Origin of the sequence: Methanolinea sp., assembly GCA_030055515.1 — an archaeon.
Lineage (GTDB): Archaea > Halobacteriota > Methanomicrobia > Methanomicrobiales > Methanospirillaceae > Methanolinea_A.
In genome coordinates this window covers 245,376-262,125 of record JASFYI010000001.1, presented here as the reverse complement: position 1 = coordinate 262,125, position 16,750 = coordinate 245,376, and the positions used below count along the sequence as shown (strand labels likewise).

Sequence of the window (16,750 nt, the reverse complement as noted above, 5' to 3'; positions counted from 1 at the left end):
AAATCCTATGCAATTGCTGGTCAGCCCGAGGGACATCGACGAAGCGAAACGTTCTCTTGCCGCTGATATCATCGACGTGAAAAATCCCGCAGAAGGATCACTCGGAGCGAACTTCCCCTGGGTTATCAGGACCATCAAGGCACTCGCGGCAAAGCCAGTCAGTGCAGCGATAGGAGACTTCGATTTCAAACCCGGCTGTGCCGCGCTTGCCGCGTACGGGGCCGCGTGCGCCGGCGCCGACTACGTGAAAGTGGGGCTGATGTTCGACGGCGCGTCGCGGGCCGCAGAGCTCATCAGGGCCGTTGTCAGGGCCGTCAAGGACGAATTCCCCGAAAAGAAGGTCGTCGTCGCGAGCTACTCCGATTACTCCCGCCTCGGGACCATCTCCCCCCTCGAGGTCGCACCCCTCGCCGCGAGGGAGGGGGCCGACGTGGCCATGGTCGACACGGGGATAAAGGACGGGAAGAGCACCCTCTCCTTCATGGGCGAGGGGGAACTCGCGGAGTTCTGCGCGGTGAACAGGAGATCCGGTCTCCAGACGGCAATCGCGGGATCGCTTTCCTTCGACGACCTCCCGGCCATCAGGCGAATCGGCCCGGACATCATCGGTGTCAGGGGGATGGTCTGTGGCGGGGATCGGTCGTCTGGGATAAGGGAAGAACTCGTGGAGAGACTTGCGCGGATGGTGCACTGACCCATGTTCACGGAGAAGCTCGATGCGCCCCTCGCCCTCACGTTCGACGACGTCCTGCTCGTCCCGGCATCGTCCCGCGTCGAGCCAAACGAGGCAGACACGCGGACGTTTTTCTCCCGCAATATCCCGATGAACATCCCCCTCGTGAGCGCGGCGATGGATACCGTGACGGAGTCCGCGATGGCGATCGCACTCGCGAGGGAGGGGGGGATAGGCGTCATCCACAGGAACATGTCCCCCGAGCAGGAGGTCGCCGAGGTCCTCCGCGTCAAGGAGTCAGAGCAGCTCATCGAGAGGAAGGTCCTCTCCGTCGGCCCTGAGATGAGCGTCGCAGAGGTCGAGCGCCTCATGGTCGAGCACGGGATCGGTGGTGTCCCCGTCGTCGAGGACGGGAAGATCGTGGGGATCGTGAGCAGGAGGGACGTGCGGGGGATCGCGGCGCGCCGCGGGAGCGAGAGCGTGCGGGCCATCATGACGAGGGAACCCATCACGGCGAGCGAGGACATCTCCATGGAGCAGGCCCTCGAGATCATGTACACGAACAAGGTCGAACGCCTCCCGGTGGTCGATTCTTCGGGGCGGCTCATCGGGATCATCACGATGCAGGACATCCTCGAGAAGAAGCAGTACCCCAACGCGACCCGCGACAGGGAAAAGAGGCTCCGGGTGGCCGCGGCCGTCGGCCCGTTCGACTTCGAGAGGGCAATCAGGCTCGACGAGTGCGGTGCGGATGCCCTCGTCGTCGACTGCGCCCACGGGCACAACCAGAACGTGGTCAGGTCCGTTAGGGACATCAAGGGGAGCGTGAAGGCAGACGTGATCGCGGGGAACATCGCGACCGCCCGCGCCGCGGAGGACCTGATGGACACCGTGGACGGCCTCAAGGTCGGGATTGGCCCCGGGTCGATCTGCACGACCCGCATCGTCGCGGGCGTGGGGATCCCGCAGGTGACCGCGATCGCGACGGTCGCGGACGCGATCAGGGGAACGGGCATCCCCCTCATCGCGGACGGCGGGATCCGGTACAGCGGTGACGTCGCGAAGGCCATCGCTGCCGGCGCGGACTCGGTGATGATAGGGAGCCTCTTTGCGGGAACCGACGAGTCCCCCGGGCGGATCATCACGATGAAGGGACGGCGGTACAAGCAGTACAGGGGGATGGGGTCACTCGGCGCGATGAGCGGCGGTGTCTCGAGTGACAGGTACTTCCAGAAGAGGGAGATCGGGAAGACGAAGTTCGTCCCCGAGGGTGTCGAGGGCGTGACCCCGTACGTGGGGAGCGTCTCGGAGGTCGTGTACCAGCTCGTCGGGGGGCTGAAGGCAGCGATGGGCTACACCGGCTCCCAGACGATACGGGAGATGCACGAGAAGACGACCTTCGTCAGAATCACGGCCGCGGGTCACACCGAGAGCCACCCCCACAACATCCTCATCACCGACGAGGCCCCGAACTACCGGATAACGGACTGAAAGAGGACTCCCTGCACTCCCCTTTTCCTCCCTTCCTCCCGCTATTCCACGGGCTTCCCGAATGGCCGATGGTCGCCGCCGCGTGGGGATAATTTAAATATAGGGATGACTAACATAAAGTTAATAATGCTCGACCGGGTAGAGGTCGCAAGGCTCCTCGACATCCTTGGAAACCGGAACCGGAGGCGGATCATCGATCTCCTGAGGCAGAAACCCTGTTTTGTGACGGAGATTTCCGACAGGTTGATGCTCTCGCCGAAAGCGGTCATCGAGCACCTCCAGATAATGGAGAGGGAGGAGATACTCTCCTTCCGGATGGACGAGAGGCGGCGGAAGTACTACTACCTCGCAAACGACATCGACGTGATGATCCGCCTCCTCAAGCGTGACCACGCGCCGGTCACCGCGAAGGACGAGTTCCAGAAACTCCGGTCGGCCCTCCTGCAGCTGCGCAAGATGATCGAGACGCGCGAGGAGCTCGTGGAAAACCTAAAGAACCTCGAGGAAGACATCGACAGGCAGATCAGGGAGATCAGCCTCCTCGGCAAGGCAACGCTCGGGAACGACCTCCAGACAGACATCCTCATAAGCCTCGCCCACTGCGACCTCTCCCGCGAGGAGCTCTCTGACCTCACGGACGCCCCGCCCGATGCCGTGTCCGATAACCTTGAGATACTGAAGGGGAAACATATCATCGAGCAGGCCGGAGAGACGTACCGCCTGTGTGGTTCCAATGCCCAGTACTGAGAATCCGTACGACGAGATGATCAAGAAGATCGCGAAGATGGTCGAGGACCTCCTCCACAACCTCCCCCAGGAGGAGAATGCCCGCATCATAGGCTGCACCATCATCACGCACGGGGGGACGCCGTTCTTCGCGAAGAATCCAAAGATCACGGTGGAAGATTCCCACGTCCCGATCGAGGTCATCGATTCCCCCGATGTCCTCTTCGTCACCGCGAGGCTCCCCCCCACGCTCCACACCGCCCCGTACGCAGACATATCGACCGATTCCCTCCACATCGTCGTGAACGAGAGGCGCATCCACGTCCCCCTCCCGTGCAGCATCGACGTCGTCCACAGCTTCTACCAGGTACGGCACGGTGTCCTCGACGTCATCCTGAAGAAGAAAGCGCCGAGGAAGAGCGCGGCGCCGGGCGCAAGCTAGGACCGGGAAATCCTCAAAGGATACCACGCACCTTCTTTTTTTGCTCGAGCATGTTCCCGTTAGAGGGAGCCGGCCGGGCCGGGTCCGCGCACCATGCATTTTTGCTCTTCCAACGCCCGGAGCCGCGGGAATCGCAGTGGGAAGTCAGCTGCACAGCATCGACAGGCCGATCGCGACCAACACGATTGCAAAGATTCCCCGGAGAAGGCCGGGGCGGCACGCGTGCGCGACGCGGACGCCGAGCCGCGAGAGCGGGACCGTCACCGCGGCGAGCACCGCCCACGCGGGGAGGTAGACGTACCCAAGAGACCCCGCGGGCAGGCCCTGCACGCCGAGCCCGTGGAAGATGTATGCTATCACCGCCGCGGAGGACGAGAAGACGAGGCAGGCGGACGAAGTCCCGACCGCGACGTGAATCGGGAACCCAAAGGCGGTGACGAGGACGGGGACGAGGAGGACCCCGCCCCCTATCCCCGCGAGGCCCGACACGGTCCCGATGCACACGCCCACAACGGCGTACGTCACCCCCGAGCCCGCGCGCGCCTGGCGCGTTTCCCCTCCCCCGTGCCACGCCATCCTGACCGCCATCGCGATGACGAGGATCCCGAAGATCCCGCGCAGGATGCTGCCCGGCAGGTGCGCAGCGAGGGTCCCACCCGCAAGGCCCCCAAGGACCGCGCCGGCAGCGAGGGGGACCGCGGCACCCCAGTCGACCGCGCCCTTCCCGTGGTGGCCAAGAGTCCCGCTCACCATCGTGGGGACCATCACCGCAAGGGAGGTCCCGAACGCGACGCGGGTCGCGAGTGTCTCTCCTGTCCCGCCGGCGGAAAAGAGCCAGTAGAGGACGGGGGTCATGAGGAACCCCCCACCCACACCGAGGAGGCCGGAGCAGAGCCCCGCGAAGAGACCGGTCAGTGCGAGGATCGCCAGTTCTACGGCAGGCTCCATCCCGGGTCCCCCGCGCGGTCCATGAGCTCACATTATTTTCACCGGCGGGGTATATCACAGGTACGTGAGATCCATGGTTCTCCCCGCGCTCCTCGTGATAGACATGCAGAACGACTTCGTGCGGGAGGGGTCGCCGCTCCGCATCGCGGGCGCGCAAGCTATCGTCCCCCGAGTGCGTGAGGTACTCGGTGCCTTCAGGGAGAGGCAATTCCCGGTCATCCACGTCCTGCGGGTGCACAGGGGCGATGGCTCGGACGTCGAGATCTTCAGGCGTGAACTCTTCTCCAAGCACCCGTTCGCGGTCAGGGGCTCGTGGGGTGCCGCCGTCATCGACGAGCTACAGCCCGCGCCCGGCGAATACACCATCGAGAAGACGAGGATGAGTGCATTCCTCGGGACAGACCTCGACCTCCTCCTCCGGTCGCTCGGGGTCACCTGTATCTTCGTCACCGGGATACAGACGCCAAACTGCGTGAGGACGACCGTCTTTGACGCGGCAGCGTACAACTACGAGGTGTACCTCGTCGACGACGCCGTGGCTGCCCAGACAGAGGAGATCCACAGGTATAACGTGAGGGACATGGAGGGGATCGGGACGAGGATCGTTTCGGCAGCGGATGTCGGCAGGATCCTCGACGCGCTCGTCCCCCGCGGCGGCCGCGGGTAAGACAGCACCGGGGGGGGGAAGCACCGCGGGTGCGGGAACTCAATCCCCGTTCCCCCGCGCGTGTCCTCACGCGCTGATGCGTGACCCCGCGGGGACCCAGCCTTGAACCCTTTCCTTCTCCCCGCGGTACTCCTTGAACTGGTGGAGGGAGACCGTGAGGTCGCGGGTGAACGCGAAGTACCCGATCTGCGTCGTCCTGCAGAGATTGAAGGCCATCTCCATGAGCCCCCGCGGGTCAGGGCGCGATTCCCCGAGCCATATGTGGAAGATGTTCCCCCCGTCGACGATGGGGAAGAAGACGTGCTCTATCGCGATCCTCTCGGCGAGCGAGATCGGCGCGTTCGGTGCGACGTGCGTCCCGTTCGTGTAGTAGATGGGGAGGTCCCTCGTCTTCCCGAGCTCCGACAGCGCCTTTTCAAGGTTCCCCTTGATGACCCGCTTTGCGTGTTCCCTGAACTCGGGGTTGAGGAGGTCGGCCACCGCGAACCTCTGGCCCGTCGTCTCCGCGGGTGTGCGCGCGAGCGCGATCGTCATCCCGTGCCGCTCGGAGAGCTCCTTTGCGTAGAGTTCCATCTTCGTCATCGCGAGGACCGCGAGGGAGAACGCCTCGCGCGACTCGTGCATCTGGGCACCGGTGTGGTGCTGGACCATCTCGTTCACGCCGACGACCCCAATCGTGTAGACGAGGTTGTCGAGGTCGACCGCGACGGCCCCCCGCTCGCCGGTGACCGGGTCCCGGGGACGCTGCATCGCGAACGGCATCCTGCCCTGGGCGCGTATCGTCTCGAGCCAGCGTCGCTTTATCTTGAAGACCTCCACGCAGGTGTCCATCAGGGCACGGAGCTCTGCAAAAAGCCTCTCGTTGTCGCCCCCTGCCCGGTACGCCGCCCGGGGACAGTTGAGGGAGACGACCTGCCACGAGCCCATCGAGAAGTGCTTCCCGTCCCGGAAGTAGAGCTTGTCCTCGAATTCGCTGTCCTTGTCCGCGACCGCCGAGAACTGGTAGGCGCAGCACTGGTAGCACGAGATCCCCTTCCCCGCCCCCCTGTAGAGGGGGATCTGGTTGTCGTAGTAGGGGGTGCCGAACTTGGACGCGAGCTCGAACGAGAGGAGGTAGAGGTCGCGGTACGTCGGGAGGTCCGGGTGCGCCTCGTTGAACGCCTCGTCCTCCACCATGAAGTCAGGCTCGATGCTGATCTCGGGCTTCGGGAAGGAGAATGGTTTTCCCCACGCGTCGCCCTCGAGCATCACCTCCATGAGGGCCTTGAAGAGGAGGCGGACCTCCCTCTCGAATTCCCCGTAGGTGCGGCGGGGCCCGCGCGTCCCGTCCCAGACCATCCCGCGGTACACGCACGGCTTGTCCTTCCAGAGCGTGGGCACGCCCGGGCTGAGCTGGACGGAGGAGAAGACGAGCTGGCCACCCCTCGCGACCATCATCTGGGTCATCTCGTACACGAACATCTGCATGAGCTGCTTGATCTGCCCGTAGTCCATCCCCTCGAAGTACGGCGCGAGGAAAGTGAGGAAGTTGTAGTATCCCTGCCCTCCCGCGAAGTTCGTCTGGGCACTCCCGAGGGCCTTCACGGCGTGGAGGACGGCGACCTCGGCCCTCTTCGCGGGACCGGCGACCGATGCCTTCGTCCCGTTCCCGTCGGGCATCAGGCCGTAGTAGAAGAAGTAGCGGAGGTCCCAGTCCTGGCAGAACGGCCTCGTCCCGAAGTACTCGAGGTCGTGGATGTGGATGTCGCCCGAGAGGTGGTGGTCCGCGAGGTGGGGCGGGAGCTGGAGGAGGTACTGTTCCTTGCTGATCTTGTCTGCCTTCTTCTTGTGGGAGGTCTCGGCGTTCTCCTGGAGGTTCGCGTTGTCCTTTGCCTCGAATCCACGACCGACGTCGATCAGGTGCGCGTCGTACACCGGCGTCCCGACGCGCGTGCAGACGTTCCGGTACTGGACCATCCCCTTCTCGAGCAGGGTGATGTTGACGATCTCCCTGATGAGGGGCCCGCTCAGTGCGCGGAGTTTCAGGGCCCGTATCCTCTCCTCGACGAGCCTCGCGACCTCTGACGCGAGCTCTTCGCTCGCGCTCTCGTATCCGTAGAACTTGGTGACGAGCTTCGTCTCCTCGACGATCTGCCGGACGATCCGCTGGCGGTCCCACTCGAGGATGTGCCCGTCCGACGTCCGTACGGGCGGCATCGGGGGGACGAAGATGCCGTCGAGGGTCGCCTGCCTCGTCTCGCGCCTCGCCATCAGGAACCCTCGAGGAATGCGAGCACGATGTCTTTCCGCAGGCCGGCGGGCGAGAACATCTCGCCGGAGGTGAGGAACCGATCACCCCGGCGCAGGACGGGCGCCTCGCGGACGAAGATGCCGTTGACGCGGAGTTCTGCGAGTGCCTCTGCCGTCGAGAGGTCCTGCTCGCTGTAGGAGAGCCCCCTCTCCTTCAAAAAATCCTTCAGTATCTCGCAATTAGGGCACGTTTCGAGTGAATAGACGGTGATATCGTGAGAAATGGCCATGAATCTCCCCCCTCTTTCCTTGACCTTGGTTTCTTGTCTCTCCTGATCGGGATTTTCCGTTATTAAAATTATGATTTGACAATTTGAAGAACTAATGGGTCACGGTGGGATAAAAACAACATCTTTTCCCCCCCCGGAGCAGGGTCTGCGCCGCCAATCTATCCCCCGCCGCGAGCCCGCATCCCCGGAAATCGGGGTATTCCGCGGGGACAAAAAGGTATTTGCGTCTCCCCTTTCAAATAATCGGAGAGGAATTCAGGGAAGAACGCGGATTTTCGGAGGCGAGGGGTTCACCCGGGGCTCCCGCAGTGGATCCCCGCCGCCGTGCCAAGGGGAAAAACCAGAGGTTAAGGATGGACATGGACCGTCTCTTCATCGCGGTGGATCTCCCGCCGGGGATCAGGGAATCGCTCGGGTCAGTACAGGCGATCCTGAAGGGGAGCAGCGCGAGGCTCACCCACGTCGATCCCGGCATCCTCCACGTGACGCTCAAGTTCATCGGCGACACCCCGCCGGAGAAGACCGCGGCGATCGCGGGTGTCCTGAAGGATCTCAGGGCGGCGCCTTTCACCGTGAGGGTCCGCGGGGTGGCGGGGAACGACCCGAGGCGGCCGAGGGTGATATGGGCCCGCGTCGAGGACGGCGGGAACTGCGGGCTCCTCCACGCCGCGATCGAGGATCTCCTCGCCCCCCTCGGTATCCCCCGGGACGACCGCCCGTTCGTCCCCCACGCCACCCTCGCGCGCGTGCGGGAATTCCACCCCGACCTCCCGAGGATCCTGCGGCCGCTCTCCGACCGCGACTTCGGCGAGGGGAGGATCGACAGGGTCGCCCTCAAGAAGAGCACCCTCACGCCGAGGGGGCCGATCTACCGGGACATCGCGGAGGTCCTGCTTGAAGAGAACGCCCCTTGAGGAGGAAGTCCTCTCCCTCATCAGGCCAAGGCCCGAGGAAGTCCGGCACGTCTGGGAGGTCGCGGAGAGGATCCTCGCGCGGGTCAGGGCGGACGGCCGCGCGGAGGGGATGGTCGTCGGGTCCGTCGCGCGGGGGACGTGGATCCACGGCGACAGGGACCTCGACGTCTTCCTCCTCTTCGACCCCTCCCTCCCGCGCGAGGAACTCGAGGAGAGGGGCCTTGCGCTCGCCCGGGAGATCGCCGCGGCCGAGGCGGAGAGTTTCCGCGAGAAGTACGCCGAGCACCCCTATATCAACGCGCACATCGACGGCCTCGACGTCGACCTCGTCCCCTGCTACCGCGTCGATTCGGCCTGCGCGATCAAGAGCGCGGTCGACCGCACGCCGTTCCACACACGGTACATCAGGGAGAGGATCCAGCCGTACATCGACGACGTCCTCCTCCTCAAGCAGTTCGCGAAGGCGGGGGGGATATACGGCTCGGACCAGATGACGGAAGGGTTCGCGGGGTACCTCTGCGAGCTCCTCGTCCTCTCGCACGGCGGGTTCCGCGCGCTCCTCGAGGCCGCGTCACGGTGGAGGCCCGGGACGGTCATCGACCCCGAGGGGCACGCGGCCCGCGAGTTTCCCGAGCCGCTCGTCGTGGTCGACCCGGTCGACCCGAACCGGAACGTCTCGGCATCCGTCTCCCTCGGAAAGATGTGCGAGTTCATCGAACTCGCGCGGGGGTACCTCCGGAAACCCAGTCGGGCGTTCTTCTTCCCTCCCCCGCGGCCCGTCCTCTCGGTCGAGGAGGCCGCCTCCATCCTGTCGCGGCGCGGCACGTCGCTGTACGCGATCGTGCTCCCCACCCCGCCCTACATAGAGGACATCGTCGTGCCCCAGCTGCGGAAGAGCATGGACGCGATAAGGAACCTCCTCGAGCGCCACGGCTTTTCCGTGAACCGCGCGGACTGCGAGATGCACGAGGAGGTCTCGATGATCCTCTTTGAGCTGCTCGTCGACGAGCTCCCCGCCGTCGTCCGGCACGCGGGCCCCCCCGTCTGGAATTACGTCAACGCGACGAGGTTCTCCGCGAAGTACCTCGCCTGCGGTCCAGACGATCTCTTCTCCGGGCCGTTCATCGAGGACGGGATCTCCATCGTCGAGAAGAGGCGCGCCTACACGCGGGCCGGGGACCTCCTGCGGTCCCCCGAGGTTCTCAAGGTCGCGCTCGGGAAGCACGTGAAACTGGCGATGGAGAGGTCCTACACCGTGCACAGGGGGATCGAGTGCTACCGCGACGAGTTCGCGCCGTTCATATCCGGTTTCCTCCTGAAGTACTCCCCGATGGCGTGGATCGCGAGGCACGGGCGGGAAGGTGCCTGACGACGGGGTCCCCACGCTCCCTGACCCGCCCCAACTCCCCGCCGGGACGGGCAGGTACCGTACGAACACGCGGGGATCCCCTTTTCCCCGGGATGCCCTCGTGCACGGTATCGCGCGGAACGCTTGCTCCCCGCGAACCCCGCAAGCTGCCTCGCGGCGGGGCTCCCGCGGCCTATCCTCGAGAGAAAAACCGGATAACCACGTGGAAACCGGAGGATGACCGTTTGATATATTTAATAAATAACCGGTGCACATACTCCAATGGTCCCATGCCGCCCCGACGCTCCGATGAGGCACTCTCCGAGGTCATCGGGTTCATCCTGATCCTCGCCCTCATCGCGGCCCTCGCATCCCTCTACGTCACCTACGTCGTCCCCGCGCAGGGGAGGGAACTCGAGATAAAGCACATGGAGAAGGTGTACGACCAGTTCCTCCAGTACAAGGCAACGGTCGACTCGCTCTGGCTGAACGACCAGAGGAACGTGCCGGTATCGAGCACCTTCACCCTCGGGACGGTGACCGGGCTCACGCAGGGTGGGTTCGTCATCCCCGTCTTCCAGCCCTACCCCTCGAGCGGGACGGTCGTCGTGAATGGGAGGGGGGAATACATTACGATTAACGCACAGATTCTCGCACTGGGATTTCCGGGGAATAGTTTACCCAATGTAAACCCGCTATATCAAAAGCCAGATCATCTCTATATTCAACTGAAAACAACCGATAGAAACCAAGGGGGTGGAATTAAAATCTCTCCAGCCGATCCCAGCGACAATTGGACTATTTATCTCAACATAACACCTATCGTGGTCTCCACAGGGACAAGCTCCCAAGCCCCCGAAACATTACCTTTTTGCGATCAGGGTGCTAATGCAATTCAAGACTGGATAAATAATATTTTAAGACCTAATTGGACTCGCCTCGTCCAGGGTTCTGGAACCTCAAGACCGGCTTTGACAATGACACTCCTCAAAAATGACAATGCGACATTTTCGAATTTGACCATCGTTCCCGAAATAATAGACAATAAACTCTACACCATCGATTTGCTCGACGATGCATACGGGCTCGCATCGGCCCTCGACTATCCATTCAGCATTTCAACACCAATACCTACCACACCGAATATCGAGGTTTTTTATCCTGTTCAGTTTGGTTACATCTCTTCAACAGTAAGTGAGAACCACCCGATGGGATCCCTCGAATTCCGGTCCGGGAATAACTATTGGATCCAGCAGAATTACTATTTCCAGCAGGGCGGCATCTTCCTCGAGCAGCCGGACGGAAAGGTCGCAAAAGTCATCCCCCTCGTCAGTGTTACGAATAAAACAGGTATTCCCTCCGTCCGGGTGGTGGACGTAACTATCGACGGCTCTGCCTCCGTGGGAGGTACCTCCCCCGTGCAGGTCATCACCACTGTGCAGTCGATAGAAGACAACGTGATTGGCGGCCAGAGACTCGCCAAGGGTATCCCCAACGCGAGGAGCGTGACGCTCGTCGTCGAAGCACAGGACCAGTCCACGGCCCAGATGTGGAACCAGACCTTCGCCCGGGTCAGGAGCGCGGCTCTCGGGGAGGGATTCCCCGCCGCGTGGCTTCCCGCGCCCGTCCAGTCCGGGAACACCGTCCAGTTCACGGTCTCCGCCCCCGATTACTCGGTATTCTTCGACTACACCCGCGTGAACATGACCGTCAGCCTCCAGGCGGTCCCGGTATGAGGACCCTGCCGTCACGCGACCCTGCTGTCTCGGAACTGGTCGGCGCACTGGTCCTCGTCGCCATCGTGAGCCTCGCGATCGCGACCGTGGGGGTCACGATCCTCTCGGGCATGCAGGTCTCGCAGGTCCCTGCCGTCTCCTTCTCGGTCGAGAACCGCAGTACTAATGTTACCATAATCCATGCCGGCGGCGATTCCCTGCCCGCAGGATCCTACAGGATCCTTGTCGACGGAGTCGACAGGACAGAAGGGTTCTCCCCGCCGCCGGCGACGACACCTTTCAGGGCAGGGACGACCCTCGAGTACACGGGAGACTCACCCCCGCGGGTAGTCAGCGTAGTCGCCCGGGGTTCCGACGGGAGGGAGACGGTCCTCGTCCAGAGATACTTCCCCTGATGGTCCCGCGCATCCTCCCGTCCAAGGGAGAGGTGGCACTCGTGATTTATTTATATGATGGAGATTGCAGAGTAACAAGAAAATGAAAACGCCGGGGTGTGCAGTTTCAATGGGTGACAATTCCGGTTCAGGTGTCTCGGAGCTGGTCGGGGCTATCCTCCTCGTCGCCCTCGTCATCACCGCGATGGCCATCGTCGCGGTCCTCGTCCTCTCGGGTCCCCCGCCCGTGGAAAGACCCCACGTGAGTGCCCTCGCGATGAATACCACGGACAGGGTCATGGTCTCCCACAACGGGGGAGACGAGCTCAGGGAGGAGATGACGACTGTCCTCCTCAACGGCAACCCCGTGGACCACGGGACTATCTTCCTGCGGCGGGAAGACGGCACGCTCGAGGAGCACCCCTGGTCGGAGACGAGGACACCGTGGTCCGTCGGCAGGACCCTCGTCATCGATTCCCCGGCGGTACCCGAGAGCGTCACGGTGATTTACCGGGGGCCGTCGGTGCAGTCCATCGTCCTGCAGGCATCCTTTGTCCCCGGGACGACACCGGCCATACTCCCCTCTTTAACGACTACGCAGACGACGATTCCCACCACGACACCGACTCCCACGGTGACCACATCGCCAACCACATCCCCAACGCCCACAACCACGCTGACGACTCTGCCAACGACTACGCAGACGACGATTCCCACCACGACACCGACTCCCACGGTGACCACACCACCAACCGCATCCCCAACGCCCACAACCACGCTGACGACTCCGCCAACGACTACAATACCAACAACTGTCCCGACTACTTCTCCCACTCCCACCCCCACACCCTCGTGCGGGACCATCTCCGGGACAAAGTATAACGACCTCAACGGGAACGGGAAGCGGGACGCGGGGGAGCCCGGCCTGGAAGGGTGGACGATCGAGGTTTACAGGAAGGATGGGAACGACTTGGTACGGGTGGCGACCGCCGTCACGGGGCCCGGAGGGGAATACACCGCGTCAGGACTCCAGTACGACCCGGCACAGCAGTACGCCGTGAAGGAGGTTTCCAAGGCCGGCTGGCACCAGACAGAACCCCGGAGCATCTACTACGACGATATCCATCTGGAACCGCCACATTGCTATGAGAAAGGCGTTGACTTCGGGAACTGGAAGATGGATGGAAGTGTAGTTGACGCGCTGCTCAACACGAAGAGAGGCGGATACGTGACGAACGGCGGCAAGCTGCAGTTCACCGTGACCGGTCAGTACTCCTATATCAAGATCGGAACAACAAAACACGAACTCAAGGAGAAGGATGTCGTCTCCCTCACAGTCCATGAGGACAGTACCGATGTCGAGATCGACATGAACGGAAACAGGATCTCCAGATTCGCTTTCCCCGACGTGTTGGTCTACAGGAATGGCAACCTGCTCGGCCGCGGGGCGATAACCGATATCTGGATAAGCGGATATACCGAAATGAAATCCTCGCTTGCCCTCACCGTCCCCGCGTCTTCCAAGGCAGTCTGGACCCGCTTCGTGTTCGGCGGGACTACAATCATCGACGGAAATGACGGCAGGCAGATAGAACTGTACGAGCTCTACCCGCGGGCCAGTGACGGGTTCATGCGCCTCGACGCGGAGAAGGGCAAAGTCTACTACGACGGTGCAGCCGTATTCTACCGGCTCACCTGACCGGGTACCTGGAGCGGACCGATGGAAAGGATCCAGAGAAAAACGAGACTGATGATCTACGCCATCGTCGCGCTCTGGATCCTCATCATCGGGACCGTCGTTTACACGACGTTCCTTGCCCCCCGCCCCGCGGTGTCGGCCCAGTTCAACCTCACGGTAACGGGAAACGTCGCCTCCATCACGCACGAGGGCGGCGACGCCCTCCCGTGCGACGGCATTGTCCTCTCGGTCGGCGGGAGCGAGGTTCCGTTCCCCGGCGGGATCGCCTGCCCGTGGTCGATAGGCGAGACGATCTCCCTCGTCCTGCCCCGGACGGGATCTCCCCTATCCCTCGCGATAGGCTACCGCTCGGCAGGGGGGACGCGCGAACTCTTCTCCGCCGAGATCCGCCCCGCGGTGACCGCGGCAGAAGAGGTGCCCGTTACCCCCACACCCGCGCCCGCAACGCCCGAATCACCCCCCGTCCGGACGACGGTCCCGCGCACGCCCCCGACCTTCATCCCCGTCGACACGCTCGGGCCCCCCGTGGCATCGTTCGACGCGGTGCCCCGTTCCGGCCCGGTTCCCCTGACCGTCAGGTTCATCGACCTCTCCCGGGGGTTGCCCGACGAGTGGCTGTGGACGTTCGGCGACGGGGAGACCTCGACGGAGCAGAACCCCGTGCACACCTACACGCGGGTGGGGACGTACCAGGTGGGGCTCACCGTCAGGAATTCCTTCGGGGGGCACACGAGGATCAGCCAGGGATTCATCACGGTGACACCCGCGGAGTACCGGGACGTGTACCTCGAGGCGGCGCGGGACGGGCACGTCGTCCATGGGGGATTCGTGGAGTTCGTCGTCACGGAAGCGGGATCGAGGGTGAAGATAGGGGGATCCACCGTCGCACTCCCCGCCGGTTCGCGGGTCCGCCTCGCCCTCCCGTCCGGCGGGAAGGGGAAGGTGTCGGCGAGTGGCGGGAAGATAACCGCGTTCTCGTTCGGGGATACGGTCCTCTCCATCGACGGGGAACGGCGAGGGCAGGGTGAGATCACGGATATATCCGTGCAGGGCTACGGCGACCTGCTCTCGGGCATCGTCCTCTCCGTGGACGGCGGCGAGGACGAGCCCCGGTTCATCGTCTCGGGAGAGGCAAAGGGCGTTGGTGGATCGCCGGTCACACTCGCCTCCGTACGGCCCGACTCCCGTGGCAACCTCGCGCTCGACTGTTCCCGCCCCGGAAAGATCCTCTTTTGGGGAGCGGTCTCCGGCTACACCCTCGGGGAGGCCTGAAAGGGGAGGTGCACCGCGGGAGGACGTGAACGCGCATTCTCCCCTCCATATCCCCGCACCGCGCCGGGTGCAAGTACCCCGGTAGAGGGGCGCGGCCCTGTGCAATCGGTTCGCAAGTCCCCTCCCGCCCTGCCCTTCCCGGAGCAGTCCGCGGGAAGTGGGGATCGTGCCCTTTTCATGGATAGATTGATATAGGGTCAGGAAAGACTACATTTAAATACCGGGAGAAAAATCCCGCGCCGCGTCAGATCCACGGGAGAAAGACGTCTCGCGGGAGATTTCAGGGTGGAAGAGAATGGACAGGGAATCGGCAATATCGAAGAACATACTCCTCGCGCTCGTCGCAGCAGTCGCGATCATCTTCGTCGTCATCGTCGTGGTCTTCATCTTTTTCCCGTTGCAGCCCGACGTCGTGCCCAGCTTCTCGGCAACAGTCGAGAGATCCGGAAATGTCGTCTACATCTACCACGACGGGGGCGATCCCCTCCCGCGCGGAAAGACACTTGTCCGCGTCAACGGCCAGGTGATGCCCGATTCTTCCCTCTCGTTCCTCTACTCCCAGGACTGGCCGTGGACGCCGGGAAAGACCCTCCGCGTCCAGTACGACGGGCCCGGCACGCCCGACCTCGTCGAGGTCGTGTACTCGGGCCAGAAAGGCGAGGCAGTCATCTTCGAGTCCCGGGCCCCGGCCGGGCCTACTCCCCCCGTCCCCGTGTCGACGGTGGAGACAACGCCGCCCGCAGCTTCCCCCGCGCCCTCTCCCGCGGGAACCCCTGTCCCGGCGACCCTCATCCCGGTCGTGACTTTCACCCCCACGGGGACCCCGCAAGCCGAGCCGCCGAGGGCTGAATTCACCGCCGAGCCCACCGCCGGCCGCGTGCCGCTCGTCGTCCGGTTCACGGACCATAGCAGCGGAATCCCCACGTCGTGGCTGTGGAACTTCGGCGACGGCGAATCCTCGACGGAGCAGAATCCCGTGCACGAGTACAGGAGCCCCGGCGTCTACACCGTCGCTCTCACGGTCCGCAACGCGTACGGGACCGGCCAGAAGGTCGAGAGGGACCTCGTGAAGGCGGGGACCGTTCCCACCGCCCAGTTCGCGGCCATCCCCTCCGAGGGAGAGGCCCCGCTCACCGTCCAGTTCAACGACCTCTCGAGGGGTCTGCCCACCGATTACTCGTGGGACTTCGGCGACGGGTCCGGATCCCGTGCGAAGAACCCGGTCCACACCTACACGCGCGAGGGCGAGTACACGGTGAGCCTCACGGTGAGCAACCAGTTCGGGTCCGACACGCGGATCCAGAGCGGCGCGGTGAAGGTCGCTGCCGCAAAGAAGGTGGACATCTCGCTTCGCGGGAGCAGGAAGGGATCCCTCTCGACGGGGTACATCCAGTTCTCTGTCGGCGGGAATGGAGGGTGGATGAAGATCGGGGGCTACACCCACGCGTTCTCCCCCGGTGACCTCGTCCAGGTATTCGTGGACAGGACCGATTCCGGCCACGTCGACGTGAATGCCCACGGCTTCACGGGACTGAAGTTCGATTCCGCGAGGCTGTACGTGAACGGGAACCACGCCCAGAGTGGAATCGTCTCGGACGTCAACGTCCCCTCCTTCTCCGGCTTCTTCACGACGTTCACGATCGAGATCCCGCCCGATGACCAGACGATGGTCCTCTTCGTGAACGAGGGGAAGGTAATTCCGGCACCCGACAGGAAGATAGTCATCGGGAACCTCTGCGAGAACTCCGCGGGGCAGATGAACCTCGAGTTCGTCCGGGGGTCCCTCAACTACCGCGGCGGGGCAAGGTCGTTCAGCGTGACGCCGGTGAAGTGACGGGAAAAATTTTTAGCCCCGCGTGAATCATTGGCCGGGCCATCCCGCGGGAACGGATCGGAGGCCCGCGCCGTTGGATTCCCGGCGGCCCTTCCACGGGATGGGAA

At 63.5% G+C, this 16,750-nt stretch carries 15 protein-coding genes; 12 read left to right on the top strand and 3 right to left on the bottom strand.

From position 1 onward, the window contains the following. The first annotated feature begins 7 nt into the window (after positions 1–7). The 4 genes from QFX32_01385 (at position 8) to QFX32_01370 (ending at position 3,332) form a co-directional block, all read left to right on the top strand. Positions 8–694 (top strand): (5-formylfuran-3-yl)methyl phosphate synthase, encoded by a 687-nt coding sequence (locus QFX32_01385; protein ID MDI9632692.1) that lies wholly within the window; start codon positions 8–10, stop codon positions 692–694. Between the two features lie 3 nt (positions 695–697). After that, positions 698–2,164, top strand: a complete 1,467-nt coding sequence (gene guaB, locus QFX32_01380; GenBank protein MDI9632691.1) for an IMP dehydrogenase — start codon at positions 698–700, stop codon at positions 2,162–2,164. A 126-nt stretch (positions 2,165–2,290) separates the two neighbouring features. Next, on the top strand, positions 2,291–2,911 hold the full coding sequence (locus QFX32_01375) for an ArsR family transcriptional regulator (GenBank protein MDI9632690.1): 621 nt from the start codon (positions 2,291–2,293) through the stop codon (positions 2,909–2,911). Further along, positions 2,898–3,332, top strand: a complete 435-nt coding sequence (locus QFX32_01370) for a hypothetical protein (GenBank protein MDI9632689.1) — start codon at positions 2,898–2,900, stop codon at positions 3,330–3,332. Before QFX32_01375 ends, QFX32_01370 begins: the two co-directional genes overlap by 14 nt. A gap of 144 nt (positions 3,333–3,476) precedes the next feature. Here the strand turns inward: QFX32_01370 and QFX32_01365 are convergent, their stop codons facing one another. Further along, positions 3,477–4,280, bottom strand: coding sequence for a sulfite exporter TauE/SafE family protein (locus QFX32_01365; GenBank protein ID MDI9632688.1), 804 nt, complete (start codon positions 4,278–4,280; stop codon positions 3,477–3,479). A gap of 73 nt (positions 4,281–4,353) precedes the next feature. Between QFX32_01365 and QFX32_01360 the strand changes: the two genes are divergently transcribed. Then, positions 4,354–4,947: an isochorismatase family cysteine hydrolase gene (locus QFX32_01360; GenBank protein ID MDI9632687.1), complete on the top strand. Its 594-nt coding sequence runs from the start codon at positions 4,354–4,356 to the stop codon at positions 4,945–4,947. Between the two features lie 66 nt (positions 4,948–5,013). Here QFX32_01360 and nrdD read toward each other — a convergent pair whose 3' ends face one another. Further along, positions 5,014–7,197, bottom strand: coding sequence for an anaerobic ribonucleoside-triphosphate reductase (gene nrdD, locus QFX32_01355; protein ID MDI9632686.1), 2,184 nt, complete (start codon positions 7,195–7,197; stop codon positions 5,014–5,016). Next, positions 7,197–7,466 carry a glutaredoxin family protein gene (locus tag QFX32_01350; protein ID MDI9632685.1) on the bottom strand — a complete coding sequence of 90 codons (270 nt, stop codon included), beginning with the start codon at positions 7,464–7,466 and terminating at the stop codon, positions 7,197–7,199. Before QFX32_01350 ends, nrdD begins: the two co-directional genes overlap by 1 nt. A 353-nt stretch (positions 7,467–7,819) precedes the next feature. Here QFX32_01350 and thpR point away from each other — a divergent pair, with 353 nt between their 5' ends. From thpR to QFX32_01315, 7 genes are all read left to right on the top strand, one after another. After that, positions 7,820–8,380, top strand: a complete 561-nt coding sequence (gene thpR / locus QFX32_01345) for an RNA 2',3'-cyclic phosphodiesterase (protein MDI9632684.1) — start codon at positions 7,820–7,822, stop codon at positions 8,378–8,380. After that, entirely contained in the window at positions 8,361–9,749 is a 1,389-nt protein-coding gene (cca, locus tag QFX32_01340; protein ID MDI9632683.1) for a CCA tRNA nucleotidyltransferase, read from the top strand. The genes thpR and cca overlap by 20 nt, the downstream gene beginning before the upstream one ends. A gap of 269 nt (positions 9,750–10,018) precedes the next feature. After that, the gene (locus QFX32_01335) at positions 10,019–11,464 is read left to right on the top strand and encodes a hypothetical protein (protein MDI9632682.1); all 1,446 of its coding nucleotides are present in this window, start codon (positions 10,019–10,021) and stop codon (positions 11,462–11,464) included. Beyond that, positions 11,461–11,859 carry a type IV pilin N-terminal domain-containing protein gene (locus QFX32_01330; protein ID MDI9632681.1) on the top strand — a complete coding sequence of 133 codons (399 nt, stop codon included), beginning with the start codon at positions 11,461–11,463 and terminating at the stop codon, positions 11,857–11,859. Before QFX32_01335 ends, QFX32_01330 begins: the two co-directional genes overlap by 4 nt. A 109-nt stretch (positions 11,860–11,968) precedes the next feature. After that, a complete protein-coding gene (locus QFX32_01325) occupies positions 11,969–13,537 on the top strand; it encodes a type IV pilin (protein ID MDI9632680.1) in 1,569 nt (522 codons plus the stop codon). Between the two features lie 51 nt (positions 13,538–13,588). Then, positions 13,589–14,809 (top strand): PKD domain-containing protein, encoded by a 1,221-nt coding sequence (locus tag QFX32_01320; protein ID MDI9632679.1) that lies wholly within the window; start codon positions 13,589–13,591, stop codon positions 14,807–14,809. A 295-nt stretch (positions 14,810–15,104) separates the two neighbouring features. Continuing rightward, positions 15,105–16,643 carry a PKD domain-containing protein gene (locus QFX32_01315; GenBank protein MDI9632678.1) on the top strand — a complete coding sequence of 513 codons (1,539 nt, stop codon included), beginning with the start codon at positions 15,105–15,107 and terminating at the stop codon, positions 16,641–16,643. Positions 16,644–16,750 lie beyond the last annotated feature (107 nt).

Excerpts from the sequence above, each read along its gene's own strand:
- thpR (MDI9632684.1), top strand. The coding sequence starts at position 7,820 with ATGGACATGGACCGTCTCTTCATCGCGGTGGATCTCCCGCCGGGGATC.
- QFX32_01370 (MDI9632689.1), top strand. The coding sequence starts at position 2,898 with ATGCCCAGTACTGAGAATCCGTACGACGAGATGATCAAGAAGATCGCG.
- QFX32_01385 (MDI9632692.1), top strand. The coding sequence starts at position 8 with ATGCAATTGCTGGTCAGCCCGAGGGACATCGACGAAGCGAAACGTTCT.
- QFX32_01330 (MDI9632681.1), top strand. The coding sequence starts at position 11,461 with ATGAGGACCCTGCCGTCACGCGACCCTGCTGTCTCGGAACTGGTCGGC.
- QFX32_01315 (MDI9632678.1), top strand. The coding sequence starts at position 15,105 with ATGGACAGGGAATCGGCAATATCGAAGAACATACTCCTCGCGCTCGTC.
- guaB (MDI9632691.1), top strand. The coding sequence starts at position 698 with ATGTTCACGGAGAAGCTCGATGCGCCCCTCGCCCTCACGTTCGACGAC.
- QFX32_01350 (MDI9632685.1), bottom strand. The coding sequence starts at position 7,466 with ATGGCCATTTCTCACGATATCACCGTCTATTCACTCGAAACGTGCCCT.
- QFX32_01320 (MDI9632679.1), top strand. The coding sequence starts at position 13,589 with ATGATCTACGCCATCGTCGCGCTCTGGATCCTCATCATCGGGACCGTC.
- QFX32_01325 (MDI9632680.1), top strand. The coding sequence starts at position 11,969 with ATGGGTGACAATTCCGGTTCAGGTGTCTCGGAGCTGGTCGGGGCTATC.
- QFX32_01375 (MDI9632690.1), top strand. The coding sequence starts at position 2,291 with ATGCTCGACCGGGTAGAGGTCGCAAGGCTCCTCGACATCCTTGGAAAC.
- QFX32_01360 (MDI9632687.1), top strand. The coding sequence starts at position 4,354 with ATGGTTCTCCCCGCGCTCCTCGTGATAGACATGCAGAACGACTTCGTG.
- QFX32_01335 (MDI9632682.1), top strand. The coding sequence starts at position 10,019 with ATGCCGCCCCGACGCTCCGATGAGGCACTCTCCGAGGTCATCGGGTTC.
- nrdD (MDI9632686.1), bottom strand. The coding sequence starts at position 7,197 with ATGGCGAGGCGCGAGACGAGGCAGGCGACCCTCGACGGCATCTTCGTC.
- QFX32_01365 (MDI9632688.1), bottom strand. The coding sequence starts at position 4,280 with ATGGAGCCTGCCGTAGAACTGGCGATCCTCGCACTGACCGGTCTCTTC.